This is a genomic window from Aeromonas sp. s8, from assembly GCF_040907785.1.
GTDB lineage: Bacteria > Pseudomonadota > Gammaproteobacteria > Enterobacterales > Aeromonadaceae > Aeromonas > Aeromonas veronii.
Map to the genome: position 1 here is coordinate 88230 of NZ_JBFOCL010000017.1, position 19174 is coordinate 107403.

Genomic DNA, 19174 nt, shown 5'->3' on the forward strand with positions numbered 1-19174 from the left:
ACCATGCACCAGAACAAGCACCCGTTAAGCCACAACAACCGGTTGGAGCTGCTGGCTCCGGCCAAGAACCTCGCCTACGGCATCGAAGCCATCAACCATGGCGCCGATGCCGTTTACATGGGCGGCCCAGCCTTTGGCGCCCGCAGCGCTGCGGGCAACTCCATCGAGGATATCGAAGCGCTGGCGCGCCACGCCCATCGCTTCGGTGCCCAGGTCTTTGTCGCCTTCAACACCCTGCTGCATGATCATGAGCTGGAGCAGGCCCGGCGGCTGACCCACCAAATCTATGAAGCAGGAGCAGATGCGCTCATCGTGCAGGATATGGGGCTGCTGGCGCTCGATCTGCCACCCATCGCGCTTCATGCCAGTACCCAGACCGACAACCGCACGCCGGAGAAGGTGAAGTTTCTGCAGGATGTGGGTTTCTCTCAGGTGGTGCTGGCGCGCGAACTGTCTCTTGCGCAGATCCGCGAGATCAGCGCGGCGACCAATGTGCAGCTGGAGTTCTTTATCCACGGCGCGCTCTGTGTCTCCTACAGCGGCCAGTGCAACATCAGCCATGCCCGTACCGGCCGCAGCGCCAACCGTGGCGAGTGTGCCCAGCTCTGCCGTCTGCCCTGCTCGCTGCAAAAGCCGGACGGTGAAGTGCTGGTGGCCGACAGCCACCTGCTTTCGCTCAAGGATATGGATCAGACCGATAACCTGGAGGCCTTGATCGAGGCGGGGATCCGCTCCTTCAAGATTGAAGGGCGACTCAAGGGGCTCGACTACGTCAAAAACGTTACTGCCTGGTATCGCCAGAAGCTGGACGCCATTCTCGATAGTCGCTCCGATCTGGTCGCAGCCTCTGCTGGCCGTTGCAGCTACAGCTTCACGCCTGACCCCAAAAAGAGCTTCAACCGCGGCAGCACCGACTACTTCCTCCATGGCCGTCATCAGGGCATCGACTCCACCAAAAGCCCGAAATATGTGGGCGAGCCGCTGGGGCGTGTCACCAGGGTGACCCGTGACGGTATCGAGATTGATGGCAAACAGGTCACCCTCAACAACGGCGACGGTTTGGGCTTCTTTAAGCCGAACAAGGAGCTGGTGGGGATGCGTCTCAACAAGGTCGAAGGTAAGCAGTTACTCCTGTCAGAACGCATGCCAGGGCTAAAGGTGGGGACCGAAATCTACCGCAACCACGATCAGGCTTTCAGCAAGATGCTGGAGAAGGCGAGCGCGGATCGCCGCATCCGGGTCGATATGGTGCTGGCTGAGTACGATGAGGGCGTGATTCTCACGCTCACCGACGAGCAGGGCATCAGTGCCGCAGTGACCCTGCCTTGCGACAAACAGCCTGCCGACAATCCGGAGCGGGCGCTGCAACAGGCGCGGGATCAGCTTGGTAAACTCGGTAATACCCTGTTTATGGCGCGCAAGATTGAGTTGGCATTCACTCACCCGCTATTTATCGCTGCATCACAGCTCAACGGCTTGCGCCGGGAGGGCATCGCCGCGCTGGAGGCGGCGCGGGTGGCCAGTTACCAGCGCCCGGAGCGGCGCATTGCCCTGCGCGATGTCAGCTATCCCCAGCACCGTCTCTCCTACCTTGGCAATGTGCTGAACAGCGCGGCCGAGCAGTTCTTCCGCGAACATGGGGTGGAGCGGATTGCTCCCGCCTATGAGGCGAACAAGGAGGAGCGGGAAGTGGTGCTGATGATCACCAAGCATTGCATCCGCTATAGCCAGAACCTCTGCCCGAACGAGGTGCCAGGTCTCAAGGCCGAGCCGCTGGAACTCAAGATGGGTAAAGACACCTTCCGCCTGCGTTTTGACTGTAACCGCTGCGAAATGCATGTGATGGGCAGCCTGAAACGCTGATCAATGAGCCCCTTTCTCCAGCCGGAAAGGGGCAATTTTTTATCGCAGGTACTCTACTCAGACTCCTTTAATTGCCCCTCTCCAGCGCCAGCAGCGCTTTTTTAATCTCCAATCCCCCCGCATAGCCGGTCAGGCTGCCGTTTTGGCCGATCACCCGATGGCAGGGAACGATGATCGAGAGCGGATTGCGTCCATTCGCCGCGCCCACTGCTCGCACCGCATCGGGTTTGCCGATGGCGCGGGCAATATCGCTGTAGCTGCGGGTCTCGCCGTAGGGGATGTCGCACAATGCTTGCCATACCGCTTGCTGAAAGGCGGTGCCACGAGCCGCAAGGGGCAGGGAGAAGCGCTGCAAGCGACCGGCAAAATAGACGTCAAACTCGGCGAGGAAGGGGGCTAACGCTGCGGGGTCTTGCAGCCAGCCGCTCATATCGGGCAGTGCCCGCAGTCCCGCGACAAAGTCCACGTGCACCAAGCCATACTCGTTGATGGCAACCAGCAGATCGCCGCAGCGGGTCGGCAGGATATCGTAGCGGATCATGGGGTTATCTCCTGTTGTTGGTTATCCGGCTGGTTTTCGTTGCTAGTGGCATGGATCAGAAAATCGGGCGCTGCACTCATGGCATGCCACAGCCAGCTGGCCGCATAGCTGCGCCACGGCTGCCATGCTGCACTTTGCGCCAACACCTCCTTCACCGGCAGCTTGGTGCCGCCTCCGAGAGCCTTTTGCAGTACCAGATCGGAGGCGGGGAAGGCATCGGTATCCAGCCCGCAACGCAGCCGCCAGTAAGAGACCGTCCAGGGGCCTATACCCGGTAGCGCCAGCAACTGCTCGTCACTGGCTGTCGCGAGGGTCAGCTCACCGCTGGCCAGTGCCTTCGCCACTCCCCGCAGGGTGCGAATGCGGCTGCCGGGCATGCCGATACCGTCGAGATCGAGTTCGCACAACTGGGCGGGGGTAGGTAGTTGCGCCACCCCGAATTGCGCCTCGGTACGGGCTACCAGTCGCCCGAGTATGGTGATGGCTCCCTTGACCGAGACCTGCTGGCCGACGATGGCGCGCAGCATCACCTCGTATTTGTCCCAGCCACCCGGCAGCCGCACGCCGGGCCAGCGCGCCTGCAAGCGGGCGAGCAGCGGATCCTGACCGAGTAGATCTCCGATCCGCTGCATGTCGGCATCGAGGTCCCACGTCCTGCGCACCCGATAGAGCAGATCGGGCAGCGCTGCGAGCGGCAGATCATGGACTGTGAGTTGCAAGCTGTGCCCCTTGCCCTGCGCGATGCGCACCAGCGCGACCTGATCGCCGACCCGGTAGCGCCGCTCATACACCTCACCATCTACCCGCTCCAGCCTGGGGATCGCCCGCAGCCGGTAGAACGCCAGCATGGCCGCCACGTCATACGGAGGGCGGTAGGGCAGTTGCAGCGTCAGGGTTGCGCCGCGCGGCTGCGCGCTCATGTGCTCTGGCGCATGACCCTCTTGTTGGCGCAGGGTGCGTGGGGCCAGCCCGTAGGCGTTCAGCCAGGCGTCATTGAAGCGGCGGATGCTGGCAAAGCCAGCGGCAAACGCGATGTCGGTAATGGGCAGCCCGGTTTCGGTCAGCAGCCTTTTTGCAAGCAGCAGGCGGCGTGTTTGCTCCACCTGTTTTGGCGAGGCGCCGAGATGTTGCTCGAACTGGCGGCGCAGCGTGCGTTCGCTGATCCCTGCCTCAGCGGCGAGTTCAGCGAGCGTGCCCTCAGCCAGCTCGCCGCGATCGATGCGCGCCAGCAGACGTACCAGTTCAACCGGCAGATCGCCACGGGCGGCGGGGGCCAGCTCGGGGCGGCAGCGCAGGCAGGGGCGCAGCCCATACTGCTCGGCGGCCGCGGCGCTTTGGAAGTAGCGCACATTGTGCTCGTGCGGTGGCCGTGCTGGGCAGACTGGCCGGCAGTAGATGCCGGTCGAGAGCACGCCGGTAAAGAAGCGGCCATCAAAGCGAGCATCGCGGGCGAGCCGTGCGGCATGGCACTGCTCACGGCTGAGGGTGTTGATCACCTCATCTTGTGACGACTCTGGGCTGGGCTTTGCATTCATGGTGTGGGCGGCTTTGCTGGAATAGATGGCAAGAGAGTAAGGGGGCTCAGGGGCTGTGACTAGCCAGAAACGGACAGGGATAGCAAAAATTGGCCAAAGGTTTTTTTGCTCTTTTATTGCACGGCCGGGTTTCACTCTTCGTCACGCTGTTATTCATGTATCGCGGCTCGACAGAAGGGGGCATAACGGACGGGTCGTAGGCACGATTGGCTTAGCTTTATTTGCTTAGCGAGATTAGTGGCGGCGAAAACTGCTTAAAAATTAATAACAGATCACATAACTATCTTTTTTACATTGAGTGTGGTGATTTTGTGTTGTTCAATCGAGTCAGTTAATTTTTGGTGATTATTAAGTCATCGCATCTGCGGCCTTAGGCCGACCAATAACAACAACACTTGCCAAGGATGATAAGTGAACGACTGTAAGGCATGGCCCCATTGCCGGGGGTTTAGTCTGATCGAGTTGTTGATCGCCATGACGGTTGTCAGCATTCTCGCGGCCATCGCGTTGCCAGCGTATCAGGGTTATCTGCAACAGGGACGTCGTTACGAAGCGCAGCAGCAATTGCTGGAGCAGGCGCTCGCCCTCGAACGTATCTATACCCAACAGGGCCGTTATCCCGATACGTTTGCTACCCCTTCCAACACGGATTTCTACCAGTTCAGCTACAGCCAGCAAGATGCTGGCGACTACCTGCTCAAAGCTATTCCAACGACGCGACAACAGGATGAGTGCGGCACTCTGACCCTCAATCAAACCGGTTATCGCGCGGCCAATCGCCATGACTGCTGGGGATCATAAGATGAATGTGCGCGGATTTACTCTGATTGAGTTGATGATCACGGTCGGCATCGCCGCCATCTTGCTATTGGTCGGGTTGCCCTCCATGAGTCAGCGCCTCGCGGCCGAACGGCTCGATCGCAGTGCGACCGAGCTCGCGTCAGCCTACCGCTTTGCCCGCAGCGAAGCGGTCAAGCTGACCCTGCCGGTGGTACTGCAGGGCACCGAGAACGGTGGCTGGGAGGTGATGGCTGACAGCAAGTTGCTGCGTCAGGCGGCAGCACCTGCAGGCGGAGTGGTGATCAAGCCGTTTGACCCCATCCAGATCGCGCCAACCGGCAGCAGCAGCCACGCCGAGATCATTCTGGCCAATCGCCTCGGTGAGCAGCGGGTGCTCTGCGTGGCCCCGAGCGGCCAGCTGCTGCAAGGGAGCTGCTCATGAGATACGCCGCACTTGCCCGCCAGCAGGGTTTCAATCTGGTGGAGATCATGGTTTCCATGGTGTTGGCGGTGATGGTGTTTCTCGGTCTCGCCAAGGGGCAGGTGGTCTCGTTGCAGCAGGCGCATTACAGCTTGCAGAGCACGCTGGCCACGATCGAGGCGAGCAACAGCGTGGAGCAGATCTGGAGCTCGCTGTGCGAAGTGCAGCGCAAGCCCGAGCGGTTCACCCAGGCCGATTTTCTTGCCCGCTTCACCCTGCACGAGGGCCACCGGCTGGTGCTACCAAACCGTTATAGCGACAACTTTGTGGTCGCTATCGAGTGGCAGGATGAGCGGGTCTCCGGCGCCAAGCGGGTGGAGCTGAACGCAGGATTTCCGCCTTTATGCTGAGCGTCCCCTCACGGCAACGAGGCGTCAGTCTCGTCGAGCTGATGATCTCCATGGTGCTCGGTCTGATGCTGATGCTGGCGATTTTTGCCGGTTACGCCCCGATCAAGAGCACGGTCGAACAGAGCAAGGCGCTGGAGCAGGCGAACGAAGTGCTGCGCTTTGCCACGCTCACCTTTACCAACAGCATCAAGCAGGCGGATCAGCTGATAGCGGTCACCCCTGATCGTCTGACGCTGGCTTTCAAGGTAGAGGGGGGCAGTCAGGTGCTCTCCTGCCTTGGCAACCAGAAAACCGCCGATTTTACCGAGCAGTACCGCTTCACGCCGCCGGTACTCAGTTGCGATGACGGGGATGGCCCGCGCCTGTTGCTGGCCCATCTTCAGGATCTTGAATTCGGCCAGCAGGGTGCACTGGTCAATATCCGCATCTTGCCCGAAGGGCTGCCGAGCTATCTGGCACCGGGAGTAGAGGTGCAGGTGGCCCGCCGCAAGGCTGTCTGGGCAGCAGCGTTGGCCACATCCGGTGCCAACGCCACAGTAGGGGGAGCGGGATGAACAAGGGATTGCAGGGGCAGCGGGGAGCCGTACTGCTGGTGGTGCTGGTAGTGAGCCTGCTGTCGAGTCTGCTGGTGTTTACCAGCATTCAGGAGAACCAGTTGCAGGCTCGCCTGAGCGGCAATTTTCACAAGAAGATCAATGCGCAGCTCACTGCCGAGCAGGGGATGAACGAGAGTTATCGAGCCCTGCATCAGGCGCTTGGCGCCGAACCGCGGATAGAGTGGGAGCAACTGGTGCAGAAGGTGCCTGGCAAGGGGGAAGGGGCCATGGCGGGCAGCCGCTTCAGCATCGATCAGTTGGATGCCTCCGCTGGCAGCAAGTTGGCGTTGCAGAGCCATGGCCGCTATCTGGAGGGAAATGCCAGCCTCAACGCCCTGTTTGCCCTCAAGCGCGAACTCGGCAATCTCATCTTTCAGGATTCGGTGGTGGCATGCGAAGGGCTAAGCCTCTCCGGTAGCGGTTTTATCGACAGCTATGACTCGCGCAAGGGCAAATATGGCGGCACCAACATTAACCAGAATGCCAAGGTGGCGACCGTCAGTGACAAGGCCAATGTAGTGCTCGACGGCAATTCGCCAATTTGGGGCGATGTACGGGCGACCGGCTCCGTGACCCTGAACGGATCTTCTCCCATCTCAGGCAACGTGAATGCCGGGAGCGACGTCATTATCTCCCCCTCTTCGGACAAGATTGTCCGGGTTTCCGGCAATGTGAAAGGGAGCGGCAGTTTGACTCTGAAAGGGGGACGCATCGGTGGTCAGGTGGCGGTCAACGGTAATGTCTCCATGGATTGGGGCACCAGCATCGACAGCGGCAAGCTCAATTATGGTGGCGCTGGTTTTTTTAAAGATCAGGAGAACCAGAAATATCTGGATCCCGAGTACCGCAACGATCCCAGGTTACCACCGGTGGCCGGGCAGGTGTGTGACCCGCTCAATGTGGCCGCGTTGCCCAAATCGTTTCCCCCTGCAACACTGCCCATCAATGGGCCCCTGACGCTGGGCGCCACCCAGCAGATGGTGCTGACCACGGATCCTGCCACTGGCTCGGTCACCAGCAGCAACCAGCACAAGCCCGGGCTGCCGCTACCCGGCAAGGGGGAGCTGTTTGGCAAGGATCAGACCATTTATCAGCTCGACAGCCTCAATATGGGGGCCGATGCCAGCCTCACCATCAAGGGGGATGTGGTGCTGCTGATCGACAAGGATTTCACCATGACTGGCAGCAACAAGTTGACGGTGAGCGAGGGGAGCAGCCTGACCCTGATCGTCAGCGGCAAGGTCGATCTCGGGGCCGGAGCCGAGGTGACGGCAGCCAAGCAGGGGCTGACTGCTGGCGGTACGCCTGCTATCTCCATCTATTCCGCCTATAGCGGCAAGGATGGGATCAAGCTGTCGGGCAATACCCCGCTCTATGCCGCCCTCTATGCCCCGCTGACCGAGATGCAGATCAGCGGAAGTGGCGGTCTGTACGGGGCGGTGCGTGCCAAGCACCTGACCGAGAGCGGTGCGGGCGGGGTGCACTATGACGAGGCGCTGGGCATGGCAGATCTGGGGGACGATCAGGGGCCGCCTCCGAGATTGGCACTGCGGCAGTGGCACTTTGTGCAGTGAGGCTGGCGAGCTGCTGAAAAGGATCGAACGGGGCGCGCAACTGTGAGAAGGTGGAGATCTGTCCACCCAGCCGTTCACTGTTGAGGAGAGCTCCATGCCAGGCCCCGCTCGCGCCGGTGCCCTGATCTATGCCAAGGATCCGGGCCTGCTGACCCACTTTTATCGTACATTGCTGCAAATGGTGGTCTGCAGTCAGGATGAGCAGTTGGTGGTGCTGGAAAACAGCGATATCCAGCTGCTGATCCACGCCATTCCTGCGCCCTATGCCGGGCAAGTCGTTATCAAGCGGCCGCCGGCACTGCGGGAAGAGGGGGCCATCAAGCTGTTCTTCACCGTCTCCAGCCTCGCCTGGGCAGAAGCGAAGGCGGCGGATCTCGGCGGCGGTTTGTTGTCACAGCAGTGGACGGGGCCCGGCTTTGTGGTGCGCAACGCCTTCGACCCGGAGGGCAATATCCTGCAACTGCGCGAGTTGCTGGGTTCCCCTGATCCTCTCTGAATTCTCTCTTTTTACAGCATGGTGGTGGCGTGCTGTGCCATGTACCGCCATAAAAATGAACCGCCATAAAAACGGGGCCCTGTAGTGGTCAACTAAAAAGGGCCCCGTTCTGCTGTTAGCTTACTGCGCTCATTACTTCAGGTAGCGCTGTTCCAGATGCTGGCGCAACCAGTGCGGGTTGAGCGCTTCACCGGTGGCGCGGCGCACCAGCTCGTCGGTGCTGTGCAGGCTCCCCTGTGACCAGATGTTGCGTCCGAGCCAGCCGAAGATCTCCGGCAGGCGACCCGCCGCGATCACCTCCCCCATGCTGCCCAGCTCTTTTTCGAGGGCAAAACGCAGCTGGGCGGCATACATGGCGCCCAGGGTGTAGCTCGGGAAGTAGCCAAACGAGCCGTCGGTCCAGTGAATATCCTGCATGCAGCCATTGCGGTAGTTGCCCTTGGTGGAGAGCCCCAGCCACTGCTGCATCTTGGCATCCCACAGCTCGGGGATGTCGGCCACCTCGATCTTCCCTTCCACCAGATCGCGCTCCAGCTCGTAGCGCAGGATAACGTGGGCCGGATAGGTCACCTCGTCCGCATCGACCCGGATAAAGCCAGGTTCGACCCGGCTGTAGAGCTTGGCCAGATTGTCCGGCGCAAACGCCGCCTGCTCGCCGAAGTGGTGACGAATACGTGGCGCCAGCAGCGCGAGGAAGGCTGGATGATGCCCCAGCTGCATTTCACAAAACAGGCTCTGACTCTCGTGGATCGCCATGGAGCGCGCCTCGGCCACCGGCTGACCCAGCAGATGGCGCGGCAGCCCCTGCTCGTAACGGGCGTGACCGGTCTCGTGCACTATGCCCATCAGGCTGGAGACAAACTCCTGCTCGTTATAGCGGGTAGTGATCCGCACGTCGGTCGGCACGCCGCCACAGAAGGGGTGACTGCTCACATCGAGCCGGCCGTGGGCGAAATCAAAGCCGAGCAGCCCCATTACCTCCTGACCGAGCGCCTGCTGGGTCGGTATGGGGAAGGGGCCTTGCGGCAGCAACAGGGCATCGCCCTTCTGCTGTTCACTCACGGTCTGGATAAGAGCCGGCAGCCAGCTGGCGAGATCGCCGAAGATCTGATCGAGCCGTGCGCTGGTCATGCCCGGCTCATAGAGGGCCAGCATGGCGTCGTAGGGGCGCACGCCAAGCGCATCGGCCCGCAGTTGCGCTACTTCACGGGAGAGTTTCACCACCTCCTCGAGATTGGGGGCAAAGCCGGCCCAGTCGTTGTTCTTGCGCTGGCTGCGCCAGGCGTGCTCGCACTTGCTGCCAGCGAGCGACAGCGCTTCGACCAGCTCACCGGGCAGCAGGCTGGCATCTTGCCACTGGCGCTTGATCTCGCCGAGGTTGGCACGTTGCACTTCATCGAGCGGTTCGCTCTCGGCCTTGGCAATCCAGTCGCCCAGCTCGGGAGCGGTGCGCTTTTGGTGGATCAGCAGACCGAGTTCGGCCATCGCTTCGGCGCGGGTATCGTTGCCCCCTTCCGGCATCATGGCCGCCTGATCCCAGCCACAGATGGCGGCGAGGTGGCTAAAGCGGTGGATCTGTTGCTGATGTTGTTCAAGCTTTTGATATGACATGGGATTGTCCTTGTTATCGTCCCTGATGGTATGCCGCCCCGTACCTGGCATGATCGGGGCCGTTCGATGCTAACACCGCCGCCGCATCGTTGACCACCATCATGCAGGTAGGCCAAAGGCGTAGTGGCGAGAGGCGGGTTAGCCGAGCCGCTTCTGGTGCCGCTCGCGGTTTTCCGCTTTTTTGCGTTCGCTTTTGCGCAGCAGCACATAGAGGGCACCGCTGCCGCCGTGGCGACGCTCGGCACTGTGGATCGCCATGACGGCGGGCAGTTGCGGCAACCAGGCGCTCACATAGCTTTTCAGCAGGGCACGCGGGGTGCTGCGCTCCCCCTTGCCGTGCAGGATCAGCAGGCAGCGGATATCCCGGACTTCACAATCCGCAATGAACTGCACCAGCGTCTGACGTGCCTCATTGAGGGTTTTCTGGTGCAAGTCCAGGCTGGCCTGCAGCTCGTATTTGCCGAGCCGCAGCTTCTTGTAGACCCCCTCCTGCACCCCATCACGCTTGAAGCCGACGATTTCGTGCGGATCGCGCATCTCGATGGCCTCCATGGTGAGGTGGTCGAGGGCGAGTTGCTCGGCGGTGGCAGCCTGACGGCGAGCGAGCTGCGCCTCGGTCGGGGCGGATTTGGCCGCATGGGGATGGATATTGTCGCTGCGAATGGGCCGCACGTCGGCCACTTCATTCATGAATAGCGAGAGTTCGTCGTTATGAGACACGGCAGGCTCCCCATAAAAAAAAGTGGGGGCCATTATAACGGCCGCAACCGGCACAGAAAACGGGGAAAGGGGGAGGGGATAAGGGGCGCCCGGCATGGACACTGGTGCTGCCTGGCCCGGGAAGCACAGTCGCGAACCATAAAACAGCACAGGCGGTCAGTGTGAACTGCCGCCTGTGGTCAGAGGATTATTTTCCCTCTTTGGGCTGTTGAGAATGGGGTTGCTGTGAATGAGGCGGTTGCGAGTGCATCACCTTGTAGATGAAGTAGGCCGCGTAAGAGCTGATGAGCAAGAAGGTGCCGATAATCACCAGCATCGACATCAATCCCACGCTGTTGCCAAACATCAGGTCCAGCCAAAAGTCCATTTTATTGCTCCTGTCACCCGGTTGATGACAGGCATGATAAATACCTCTTTGCCCCGTCCGGGATGATCCCGATCAACTCCCTTGCAGGTTGTTTAATAACCAGCGCGATCTGTGATCGTTCTCACTGGACTCCTTGCGACCGAGCCTGCACAGGGCCCGGTGTGGTGAGCGGGGTAATGCGCCACCCTTGCTGCTCCAGCAACGCCAGCAACCCCTGCTCGCCGTAAAGGTGCAGGGCGCCTACCACGATAAAGCTCTCGTTGGGCAGGGTGGACCATTTCTTCAGCCAGTTGTGATTGCGCTCGGCCAGCAGGGTCTGCTCCATCCAGCTTTGCAGCGCGGGGGGAGCCATCTCCTCCTTGAGCAGATTGATCAGCGTCGACTCATCTCCCTGCTGCCAGGCCTTCATCACGGCGGCGAAACCTGTCTCCAGCATCGGCAGCTCATCCAGGGTGCTGGCGAGCATCAGGGTCTGGTTGTCACCCACGCTGGCCAGATAACCGAGTTGCTCCAGCAGGGTCTCAAAGCCCACCACCGGTTTGCTCTCTTTGGCGGCCCGGGTGGCAAAGTGCTGGTCTATCCCGAGTTCACTCTTGAAGTCGGAGCGGGCCATGGCGACCTGGGTCAGGGTAATGGCGGCAAACCATGGGCGCAGGGTGGCGAGGGTCGCCTCGTCGATGCCATAGCGGGCCCCCGCCATCAGGGTGCGTTGATAGAGCTCGGCAGGCAGATGATCCTTGAGCGGTTTGCCATCCACCAGTCGGGTGAGGGAGCCGGTCTGTTGCCACTGATCCGGCGTGATGCTGTTCATGTCCACCTCCATCACCAGTGAGCGGCTCTGCAGCCAGGCGCGCTCGACCGGCTCGGGCAGAGGATAGAGGGTTGGTTTACCTGCATGGATGGAGCCCAGCAGCCAGTGTTGCTGGTTGCCCTTGCTCACCCGATAGAAGGCGGGATCAGCAAAGGCGTGCAGCGGTAGCAGCAGGCAGAGCAGGAAGGCAAAGAGGGTGCGATGAAATCTCATGGGGATCCTTAATGTGCGCCGGGTGACTTCTCTTGCTGACAATAACTCCTATGATAAGTCCTCATTTCAGATAACCAAGAGGTTTGCCATGCCCCATCTTCGTTTTCGCGCCGTGACGCTCGAGACCCTGCAACAGCTGAGCGGCCCGCTGCTGGCCGAGCTTTGCGAGCTGACCGGCGGCAAGCCGGAGTTTGTCACTATGGAGCGGATTGATAGCTGCTGGATACGCAACGGCGAGCCAGAGACGGGTTTTCCGTTTGTCGAGCTGTACTGGTTCGAGCGGCCACAAGAGATGCAGGACGCCGCCGCGCGCCTTATCACGCGCCATTTGAAACGGGTGCTGGGGGAGCAGACCTATGTGGTGGTGCAGGTGATCCCTCTGGTCAAGAGCGCCTACTACAGCAATGGCGAGCACTATTGAAGTTGGCGGGGCGGGGGACGCCGCTACCCGGCTAACACCACTTGGGCGGCAGGATGCTTGTCGTCAATCACGGGATCAGGCCGATTTGGCCAGCAGTATATCGAGCCAGCGAGTGGGCAATACCCGTCGCAAGAAGGCAAACAGCCGGGTCGGAGTGGTCACTGGATAGCGTGCCTTGGGATGGGCGTGGGTCAGCGCATGGAGCAGCGGCGGGATGCAGGCTTCGCTTGGGAGGGTAAAGCCGCTGGTGGCTCCCTCTTTTTCCAGCCGCGTCAGGGTCTGGCGGTAGGCCGATTGATGACGGCTCTGGGCCGGGTCGATGTGGCGCAAGAAGGCGCTGCGGGCATTGGCACGAAAACGGGTATCGATGGGGCCCGGTTCAATCAGGCTGATATGTACCCCGCTACCCGCCAGTTCAAGGCGCAGGGTATCGCTATAACCTTCCAGTGCAAATTTGCTGGCGTTATAGGCGCCGCGATACTTCATGGCAACCAGCCCCAGTACCGAGCTGTTCTGCACTATCCGACCCTCTTTGGCCTCCAGCATCGGCGGCAGCACCTGACGGATCAGATGGTGCCAGCCAAACAGGTTGGTATTGAATTGTTCCCTGAGCGCCTCGGTGGGCAGATCTTCCAGCGCCCCGGGTTGGCCATAAGCGCCATTGTTGAACAGGCCATAGAGGTGCCCGCCTGCCAGATGGAGCGCCGCACTGGCACCCAGCTCGATGGAAGCAGGGTCCGCCAGATCCAGCTGTACCGCCAGCAATCCCTGTTGCTGCAAACGGGTCACATCTTCCGCCTTGCGCGCCGAGGCGATCACGGTAAAACCGTGCTGCCCGAGCGCTTGCGCGGCGGCGAGGCCAATACCGCTGGAACAACCGGTGATCAGAACAAAACGGGGCATGATGGCGTCCTTGTGACTGCTGACAAAAGCGTGCTGGCGGGTGAGCGGATAAAATCCTTATCTGGTTCGCATGTTAGCCTGCCAACTGGCAAAAAGAAAACCGGGCCAAGTGGCCCGGTTTGCTGACATCGTATTGCCTGATTACATGAAGGTAAGCGGCATGATGATGTGGAACTTGACGTCGTGCTCGGAGGCGAAGATGTTGGGGTAATCGGTCCAACCGCCGCCCTGGCTGATGTCGTTGTTGTAGTCGGTGTAGTGCAGTTTGAACAGGGTGCCTTTCAGCTTGCCATCCTGTACGGTATAGGTGACATCGAAGTTGGCTGCCCATTCGGTATCTTCACCGTTGGCTGCTTTCTTGCCTTGACCGGTTTCGATATCCCAACCGTAAGCACCGGATACACCGACGGACCAGCCAGGCGCACCAACCAGGTCATCCAGAGAACGGGTCACGCCGAAGAACAGTGCTTTCTCGTTGTTTGCGTTCCAGTCAGAGCGGGAATCCCACCAAATTTCGTTGGCGCCCTGGGAGTTGGCGTAGCCACGGGTCAGACGGGGCAGGTAGTTGCCTTCCGCACCTTCAGCTTTGGTCCACAGACCTTCCAGACGGAAGCCGTACGGGCCCATGCCCCAGGCCGCTGTCAGCGCCTGTTGCCATGCCAGGCCGTCATAAGTCTCGATGGCCTTGCCGCCCATCATGTAGGTTTCGGTTTCGGAGCCATAGAACTGGTAGCTGGTGGAGAGGCCGCCCAGTACGTCAAACTTGTGAGCCAGTTTGAAGTGGTAGCTATCCATATAGCCTTCGGACTGACCGAAGGAACCGGTCACTGCAGTGCCATTTTCGAAGGTGTAACGAGCCGCGATACCGTGGATGTAGTCGATGACGTTTTCATCAGCGAACGGATCCATCCACGCTTTGGCACGGGAGAAGACCTGAGTCTCTTTGTACCAGGGCGCCTTGTACTCGTCAGCGATGGCGTAGGTCAGGTAGAGGCCACCGAAGTTACCTTCAACTTGACCACCACGATAGGTACCCGGCTGATAAGACCAGTTAACACCGATTTGGCCAGGGACATACAGCTGGGTATAACCACCCTTGGCAGTGATGCCGCCGTCCAGGAATTTCAGCTTCATCGCTGCGTTGGAGAGGCTGAAACCACCTTCAGGGGAGCCATCTTTGGCGTTGTTGCCCCAAGAACGGCCAGCGAAGGAGAATTCGTTTTCCTGGTTGACCGGGTGGTTTTCGGTAACGGCCAGGTCATAGGCACCGAAGCCGCCCAGATCCAGACCTACTGTGTCCCAGGCATAACCGGAGTTGAAGTTGAGAGCGGCTTGAACGGTGGAATGGCTCAGGTTGGACTGGTATTTACCTTCTTTCTTGGCGGCAGTCGGGTCACCATCGATGCGCTGACGATCACGCTGGAAGTAGAACAGACCGCCGGTCAGTTTGGAGTCTTTGACGAAGGTTTCATAGGACTGGCCATATTCCGGGCTCATCATGTCCTGAGCTGCCAACGCCATACCGGGGGCGACCAGAGCGGCTACCACAGCGGCACTCAAAGCGGCGCGCTTGAAGATCACTTTTTCCATTTTTATTGCTCCTGATTTTATGGACTTAGCTTTTTTTCCGGCAGTTGGCATCGGGCCTACCGCTCGGTATTGGCATTGCAATCAAAACCCCGAAGGGCAAAAAATCTTGTCTTGGCTACCTGCAAACCCGGATGTCTTGGCACATCTGTAGTTGGCAGTCCTGATCATCACATGTTGTTTTTTATGTTCCGATTCTTGGCTATCGGACAACCCCAAGAGTACGTTCGCGGTGCGAAATATCAATGAAAAGTTCCCTCAACGTTTCAAAAGTATGACCGAGTGCAAATAATCATGGGCAAGGTCGTAAACAGCCTCATGGCAGGTATCACGGTGATGAGAGCGTTTTCTTGAGGCTGCGGCCAGCGCCAATGCGGGTTTTCATCCGGTACGGGGGAAGAGGTGTCAGTTAACCTGCCGATAACAGATAATTTTGTGCTACAAAAAAACTTTCCCTCTGGTCGAGGGAAAGTGATCTGGCAAAGATGTGAAGCGAATAGGGTTCAGCCTTGCTGGCCGAGGATGCGGGGGATCTGCTGCGCCTGATGGTGAATATGGGAGGAGACCTGCACCGAGAGCTGACTCACCTGACGGGCATGCTGATGGATACGGGTGATCAGACCGGCAAAACTGGCCAGCTTGTGTTCCTGACTTTTGGCATTGTCGGCGCCTTGCAGGGCGATCACTGCGGTGTTGCGGGCGATCTCCCTCACCGCCTGGGTAGTCTGGCGCAGTTGTTCCGCCTGTGCCCGCTGGCGGCTTGATTCGCTGGTGATTCGGTTCAATACAGTGCCAAGTTGTTCGCCGGATTGGGTCAGGCGCCCCAGAATATCGGTGATCTGGTTGAGGGATTGCTGGGTATTGGCCGAGAGGTGGCGTACTTCATCGGCGACCACCGCAAAGCCCCGTCCCTGTTCCCCTGCGCGGGCCGCTTCGATGGCAGCGTTGAGGGCCAGCAAGTTGGTCTGCTGAGCGATATGACCGATCACATCGACAATGGCCGTCACATCGGCAACCGAGCGGGTGAGGGCTTGCAGCGCCTCATCGCTCTCGTCAATCGCCAGTCCGGTCTGATGAGTAGCGTGCAGCATGCTGCCCACCAGATCTTCACTCTGGCTCATCGCCTGTTCGTTATGGTGGGCATGCTGGGCGATGTCGGCAGCGACCTGATGGACCTCTCCGGCCAGCTGGTTCAGCTCATCCATCATCTGGCCGCTCTCGTCGACCACCTGTTCGGTGGTGCGGGGGCTGTGATGGATCTCGTCAACCTGGCTGACCATTCCTTGCAGGCTGAGGGATACCGCTGACAGCTGCCCCTCTTTCTGTTGTTGGTCCAGTTGCAGACGACCGATCAGCCGATTGTAGCTGGCAACAATATCGGCCAACTCGTTGCGATCGCGCCCGGCAGGCAACGGCTCGGCCTGCCCCGTCTGATCGAGTTGCATAAAAGCTCCGCGCAGTCGCAACAAGGGGGTGAGCAGCCAACGTCGTTGCACCAGCGCAAACAGCAGGGCGACTATCACCAGACAGAGCGCGAGCGTGCCGAGGATGGTGGCCAGCTCCTGATTGACGGCTTGCCGTTCGCGGGCAAGTTGTTCCCCCATCTGTCTGGTCGCTTGCAACATGGCCATGATGTCTTGCTGCACGGTCTGGCGGCCAGCCTGTTGCTGTTGCAGCGCCGTGCGGCTGTTGGCCAGCTCCTGCGGATAGCGGCCCAGCAGCGAGCGTAATTCGCTGCGCGGTTGATCTCCCAGCTCCTTGCGTACCGGCTCCCCTAGGGTGAACTCATCGGCGGGCGCCTCTTCATACAGGCCGAGCAGCGGCAAGGCTTGCAGCGCTTGCGCCTGTTTTTGCAGTGCCTCCAGCTCAAAGCGGATCCCTTCGAGCAGCTTTTCATTGCCCTGCTCCATATAGCTTTGGCGCAAATGGGCGAGGCGCGGCAGGCCAGCCAGGATCTCGGCCGCACCGCGGCGATATTGCTGTGCTGCGGCAGATTGTTCTGTGCTGGCGCCTTGCTCCCCATAGCGGATCAGCGCCATGGCTTGGCTGCCCAGCTCACTCTCCGCATTTTGCAGCAGCAGCTGGCTGTTGCCCGAGAGCTTGCCTGCGGCCTGATAGTCGTGCGCGATGCGCTGCGCCATCTGTTCGAGTTGCTGTCTGAGCGGGGCCGCCACGGCATCATCCTGAGCGGCCAGTGAGGAGAGTGCTTGCTGGCGGATCTTCTCCGCAGCGGTCAGTTGCTGTGGATCGCCGCTGTTGAGGTAGTCACGCAGGCTGTTTTGCAGGGTCACCGTCACCAGTTGTTGCAGCGTCTCGTGCTGATGCTGGGCCTGATTGGTGCGGGCAAGCTGTTGCCAGCCGTGGTAGAGGGCCAGCGCCTGTCCTCCCGCAACCAGTAACAAAACAAGGGAGGATAGGGTGGCGTAATGGGCGATTTTCACGGGGTAATTCCTGTCAGCACAGACCATGGGGGAGCGTGGCCAGAGCCTAAACAGGGATGATGGCGTTTTTATGACAGCACGGTCAGGTAGCCCTATCTTGCCGGCTTAACTGGCTCGGGATACCTGAGCGCTGTTGCGTTGGCCCAGCATACCGAGCAGGGCGCCTCCCATAATAAGTGCACCGGCCAGCAGATGGCGCGAGGTCAGCGCTTCTCCATTGAGCAACACCAGCAGCAAGGTGCTCAGCAGCGGTGTCAGGTAGGCAAGGGCACCGATCCGGCGTGGATCGCCGTCTCGCAGTGCCAGATACCAGGTCACAAAGGCTGCCCCCATGGGGCCCAGCGCCAGCCCGATGATGAGGCTCCAGTCACTGGTGGGGATCTGCGCGAGTGGCAGGGGCCCCTCCAGCAGACGGGCGAGCAGCAGAGCCAGCAAACCTGCGGGCAGGCAGGCTGCCGCAGTGACCACGGCAGGTGCCGGTGGCAGACGGCGTGACAGCACCGAATAGGCCCCCCAGACGACAGCCGCGCCCAGTGCCAGCAGGTATCCCGGCAGATAGGTCTGTTGCAGTTGCAGCTCGCCATTGACCATCACCAGCATGGAGCCCGCCAGACCAAAGGCGCCAGCCAGCAGATGACGGGCATGGAGTGGATGGCCGGGCAACAACAGCGGGGTGAACAGAATGATGCAGAGCGGCCAGAGGTAGTTGATGAGGTTGGCCTCCAGCACCGGGGCATGGCGAAAGCTCATAAAGAGCAGCAGGTGGTAGAGCTGCAATGCCGTAACCGTCACCAGCCAGGTAATAGGGCGAGCACGCCACTGGCGCCAGAACGGCAAGGCCCCGACCCCGCAGAAAAACAGCACCAGCCCGACCAGCACCAGTGGTGACACGCTGGTGACCCGTGACGTCAGCGCCGCCAGTGAAGCCCACAGCACAATGGTCAGCAAGGCAAAACCGGTGGATCTATCCCACCAGGAACATCCGGACATCCAACACTCCTTTGCAAGATGAAAAAGGGCTTGGCCTCAAAGACAAGCCGAAGAGAAGCAGTCTATCAGAGAGCGCATGCTCTGAACGCAGAAAGGAGAGGGTCATTACGGTTGGATGGTCGGATTCATTGTCGCCAAAAACGACCAAGGGGTTGGCATCGTGATGATGCCAACCCCTTGTTTTATATGGCGCTCCCGACTGGAGTCGAACCAGTGGCCTGTCCCTTAGGAGGGGATGGTTATAAGAGCTTTTGAATAAAAAATATCGTTAAAAAACAATGGTTTAAGTGAATTTTTGGATTTGAATAGCGCTGAAATAGCGCAAAATAATACTTGCAACGCATGCGCAAATGCATTATTGGGGGTGAAATGAGGTTACGAGATGGCGTCCCAGGCAGGATTCGAACCTGCGACCTCGCCCTTAGGAGGGGCGCGCGCTATCCAGCTGTGCCACTGGGACGTGCGCGCATTATATAAAAATACTAATAAAAATAAACAGCTGAGTAGTTTTGCTGTCGGAAAGATTCTTTTTTAGCCTGATTGGGTGCTTGTTGTTCAGATTATTTGGTAGGGAGCCACTACACGGCTAAAAATGATTTTTAGTCCTCGATTGCTTACTCCAATCTGACCTCATCGAGACTTATCTATTGCCCTTTTTGCCATTCATGATATCGATAATTGGATCGCCAGCGGCCACCGAGACCGTTGTCAGCTAACAATCGTCGTCACTGGATGGGCGAGTTTCCATTTCACGATACCTGTAGCAGTTCCGGCCAGCGGGTTCTCTGGTGCAGATCAGCCCGTTGTCAGCCGACAATCGAGCTCGTTAGGGGCGGGATTCCATTTCACGCTACCTGTAGCAGTTGCGGCCTGCTGGCACTCCGGCGCAGATCA

The 19174-nt window shown here is 59.7% G+C and carries 18 protein-coding genes and 1 tRNA gene; 8 read left to right on the forward strand and 11 right to left on the reverse strand.

What is annotated here, in order from left to right:
• The first annotated feature begins 3 nt into the window (after positions 1-3).
• Entirely contained in the window at positions 4-1863 is a 1860-nt protein-coding gene (locus AB5Y86_RS06285; RefSeq protein WP_368192414.1) for a U32 family peptidase, read from the forward strand.
• Between the two features lie 67 nt (positions 1864-1930).
• Here AB5Y86_RS06285 and AB5Y86_RS06290 read toward each other — a convergent pair whose 3' ends face one another.
• The gene (locus AB5Y86_RS06290; protein WP_368192415.1) at positions 1931-2404 is read right to left on the reverse strand and encodes a methylated-DNA--[protein]-cysteine S-methyltransferase; all 474 of its coding nucleotides are present in this window, start codon (positions 2402-2404) and stop codon (positions 1931-1933) included.
• On the reverse strand, positions 2401-3939 hold the full coding sequence (locus tag AB5Y86_RS06295) for an AlkA N-terminal domain-containing protein (RefSeq protein ID WP_368192416.1): 1539 nt from the start codon (positions 3937-3939) through the stop codon (positions 2401-2403). The genes AB5Y86_RS06290 and AB5Y86_RS06295 overlap by 4 nt, the downstream gene beginning before the upstream one ends.
• Positions 3940-4350: 411 nt before the next feature.
• On the opposite strand from AB5Y86_RS06295, the gene AB5Y86_RS06300 reads away from it, so the two are divergent.
• The 6 genes from AB5Y86_RS06300 to AB5Y86_RS06325 all read left to right on the forward strand — a co-directional run bounded on the left by AB5Y86_RS06300 (position 4351) and on the right by AB5Y86_RS06325 (position 8216).
• A complete protein-coding gene (locus AB5Y86_RS06300) occupies positions 4351-4740 on the forward strand; it encodes a type IV pilin protein (protein WP_005338753.1) in 390 nt (129 codons plus the stop codon).
• 1 nt (position 4741) lies between these two features.
• Complete coding sequence (locus AB5Y86_RS06305) at positions 4742-5161, forward strand: GspH/FimT family pseudopilin (RefSeq protein WP_005338751.1); 420 nt, start codon at positions 4742-4744, stop codon at positions 5159-5161.
• Positions 5158-5550 carry a prepilin-type N-terminal cleavage/methylation domain-containing protein gene (locus tag AB5Y86_RS06310; protein WP_005343576.1) on the forward strand — a complete coding sequence of 131 codons (393 nt, stop codon included), beginning with the start codon at positions 5158-5160 and terminating at the stop codon, positions 5548-5550. The genes AB5Y86_RS06305 and AB5Y86_RS06310 overlap by 4 nt, the downstream gene beginning before the upstream one ends.
• Positions 5544-6104 (forward strand): PilW family protein, encoded by a 561-nt coding sequence (locus tag AB5Y86_RS06315; RefSeq protein WP_058057317.1) that lies wholly within the window; start codon positions 5544-5546, stop codon positions 6102-6104. The genes AB5Y86_RS06310 and AB5Y86_RS06315 overlap by 7 nt, the downstream gene beginning before the upstream one ends.
• Complete coding sequence (locus AB5Y86_RS06320) at positions 6101-7720, forward strand: hypothetical protein (protein WP_368192417.1); 1620 nt, start codon at positions 6101-6103, stop codon at positions 7718-7720. The genes AB5Y86_RS06315 and AB5Y86_RS06320 overlap by 4 nt, the downstream gene beginning before the upstream one ends.
• A gap of 94 nt (positions 7721-7814) precedes the next feature.
• A complete protein-coding gene (locus AB5Y86_RS06325; RefSeq protein WP_236288977.1) occupies positions 7815-8216 on the forward strand; it encodes a VOC family protein in 402 nt (133 codons plus the stop codon).
• Positions 8217-8348: 132 nt separating this feature from the next.
• Here the strand turns inward: AB5Y86_RS06325 and AB5Y86_RS06330 are convergent, their stop codons facing one another.
• The 4 genes from AB5Y86_RS06330 to AB5Y86_RS06345 all read right to left on the reverse strand — a co-directional run bounded on the left by AB5Y86_RS06330 (position 8349) and on the right by AB5Y86_RS06345 (position 11938).
• Positions 8349-9827, reverse strand: a complete 1479-nt coding sequence (locus tag AB5Y86_RS06330; RefSeq protein WP_368192418.1) for a carboxypeptidase M32 — start codon at positions 9825-9827, stop codon at positions 8349-8351.
• 138 nt (positions 9828-9965) lie between these two features.
• Positions 9966-10547, reverse strand: a complete 582-nt coding sequence (smrA, locus tag AB5Y86_RS06335) for a DNA endonuclease SmrA (protein WP_005338734.1) — start codon at positions 10545-10547, stop codon at positions 9966-9968.
• Positions 10548-10734: 187 nt separating this feature from the next.
• A complete protein-coding gene (locus AB5Y86_RS06340; RefSeq protein ID WP_005338733.1) occupies positions 10735-10914 on the reverse strand; it encodes a DUF3149 domain-containing protein in 180 nt (59 codons plus the stop codon).
• A gap of 121 nt (positions 10915-11035) precedes the next feature.
• On the reverse strand, positions 11036-11938 hold the full coding sequence (locus AB5Y86_RS06345; protein ID WP_368192419.1) for a TraB/GumN family protein: 903 nt from the start codon (positions 11936-11938) through the stop codon (positions 11036-11038).
• Positions 11939-12026: 88 nt separating this feature from the next.
• On the opposite strand from AB5Y86_RS06345, the gene AB5Y86_RS06350 reads away from it, so the two are divergent.
• A complete protein-coding gene (locus tag AB5Y86_RS06350) occupies positions 12027-12359 on the forward strand; it encodes a DUF1904 family protein (protein ID WP_368192420.1) in 333 nt (110 codons plus the stop codon).
• Between the two features lie 75 nt (positions 12360-12434).
• Here AB5Y86_RS06350 and AB5Y86_RS06355 read toward each other — a convergent pair whose 3' ends face one another.
• From AB5Y86_RS06355 to AB5Y86_RS06375, 5 genes are all read right to left on the reverse strand, one after another.
• The gene (locus tag AB5Y86_RS06355; protein WP_368192421.1) at positions 12435-13262 is read right to left on the reverse strand and encodes an SDR family oxidoreductase; all 828 of its coding nucleotides are present in this window, start codon (positions 13260-13262) and stop codon (positions 12435-12437) included.
• A gap of 141 nt (positions 13263-13403) precedes the next feature.
• Positions 13404-14852: an OprD family outer membrane porin gene (locus AB5Y86_RS06360; RefSeq protein WP_021230348.1), complete on the reverse strand. Its 1449-nt coding sequence runs from the start codon at positions 14850-14852 to the stop codon at positions 13404-13406.
• A 500-nt stretch (positions 14853-15352) separates the two neighbouring features.
• Positions 15353-17290: a methyl-accepting chemotaxis protein gene (locus AB5Y86_RS06365; RefSeq protein WP_368192422.1), complete on the reverse strand. Its 1938-nt coding sequence runs from the start codon at positions 17288-17290 to the stop codon at positions 15353-15355.
• Between the two features lie 105 nt (positions 17291-17395).
• Positions 17396-18280, reverse strand: coding sequence for a DMT family transporter (locus AB5Y86_RS06370; RefSeq protein WP_368192423.1), 885 nt, complete (start codon positions 18278-18280; stop codon positions 17396-17398).
• A gap of 383 nt (positions 18281-18663) precedes the next feature.
• Positions 18664-18740, reverse strand: a tRNA-Arg gene (locus AB5Y86_RS06375).
• Positions 18741-19174: the final 434 nt, after the last annotated feature.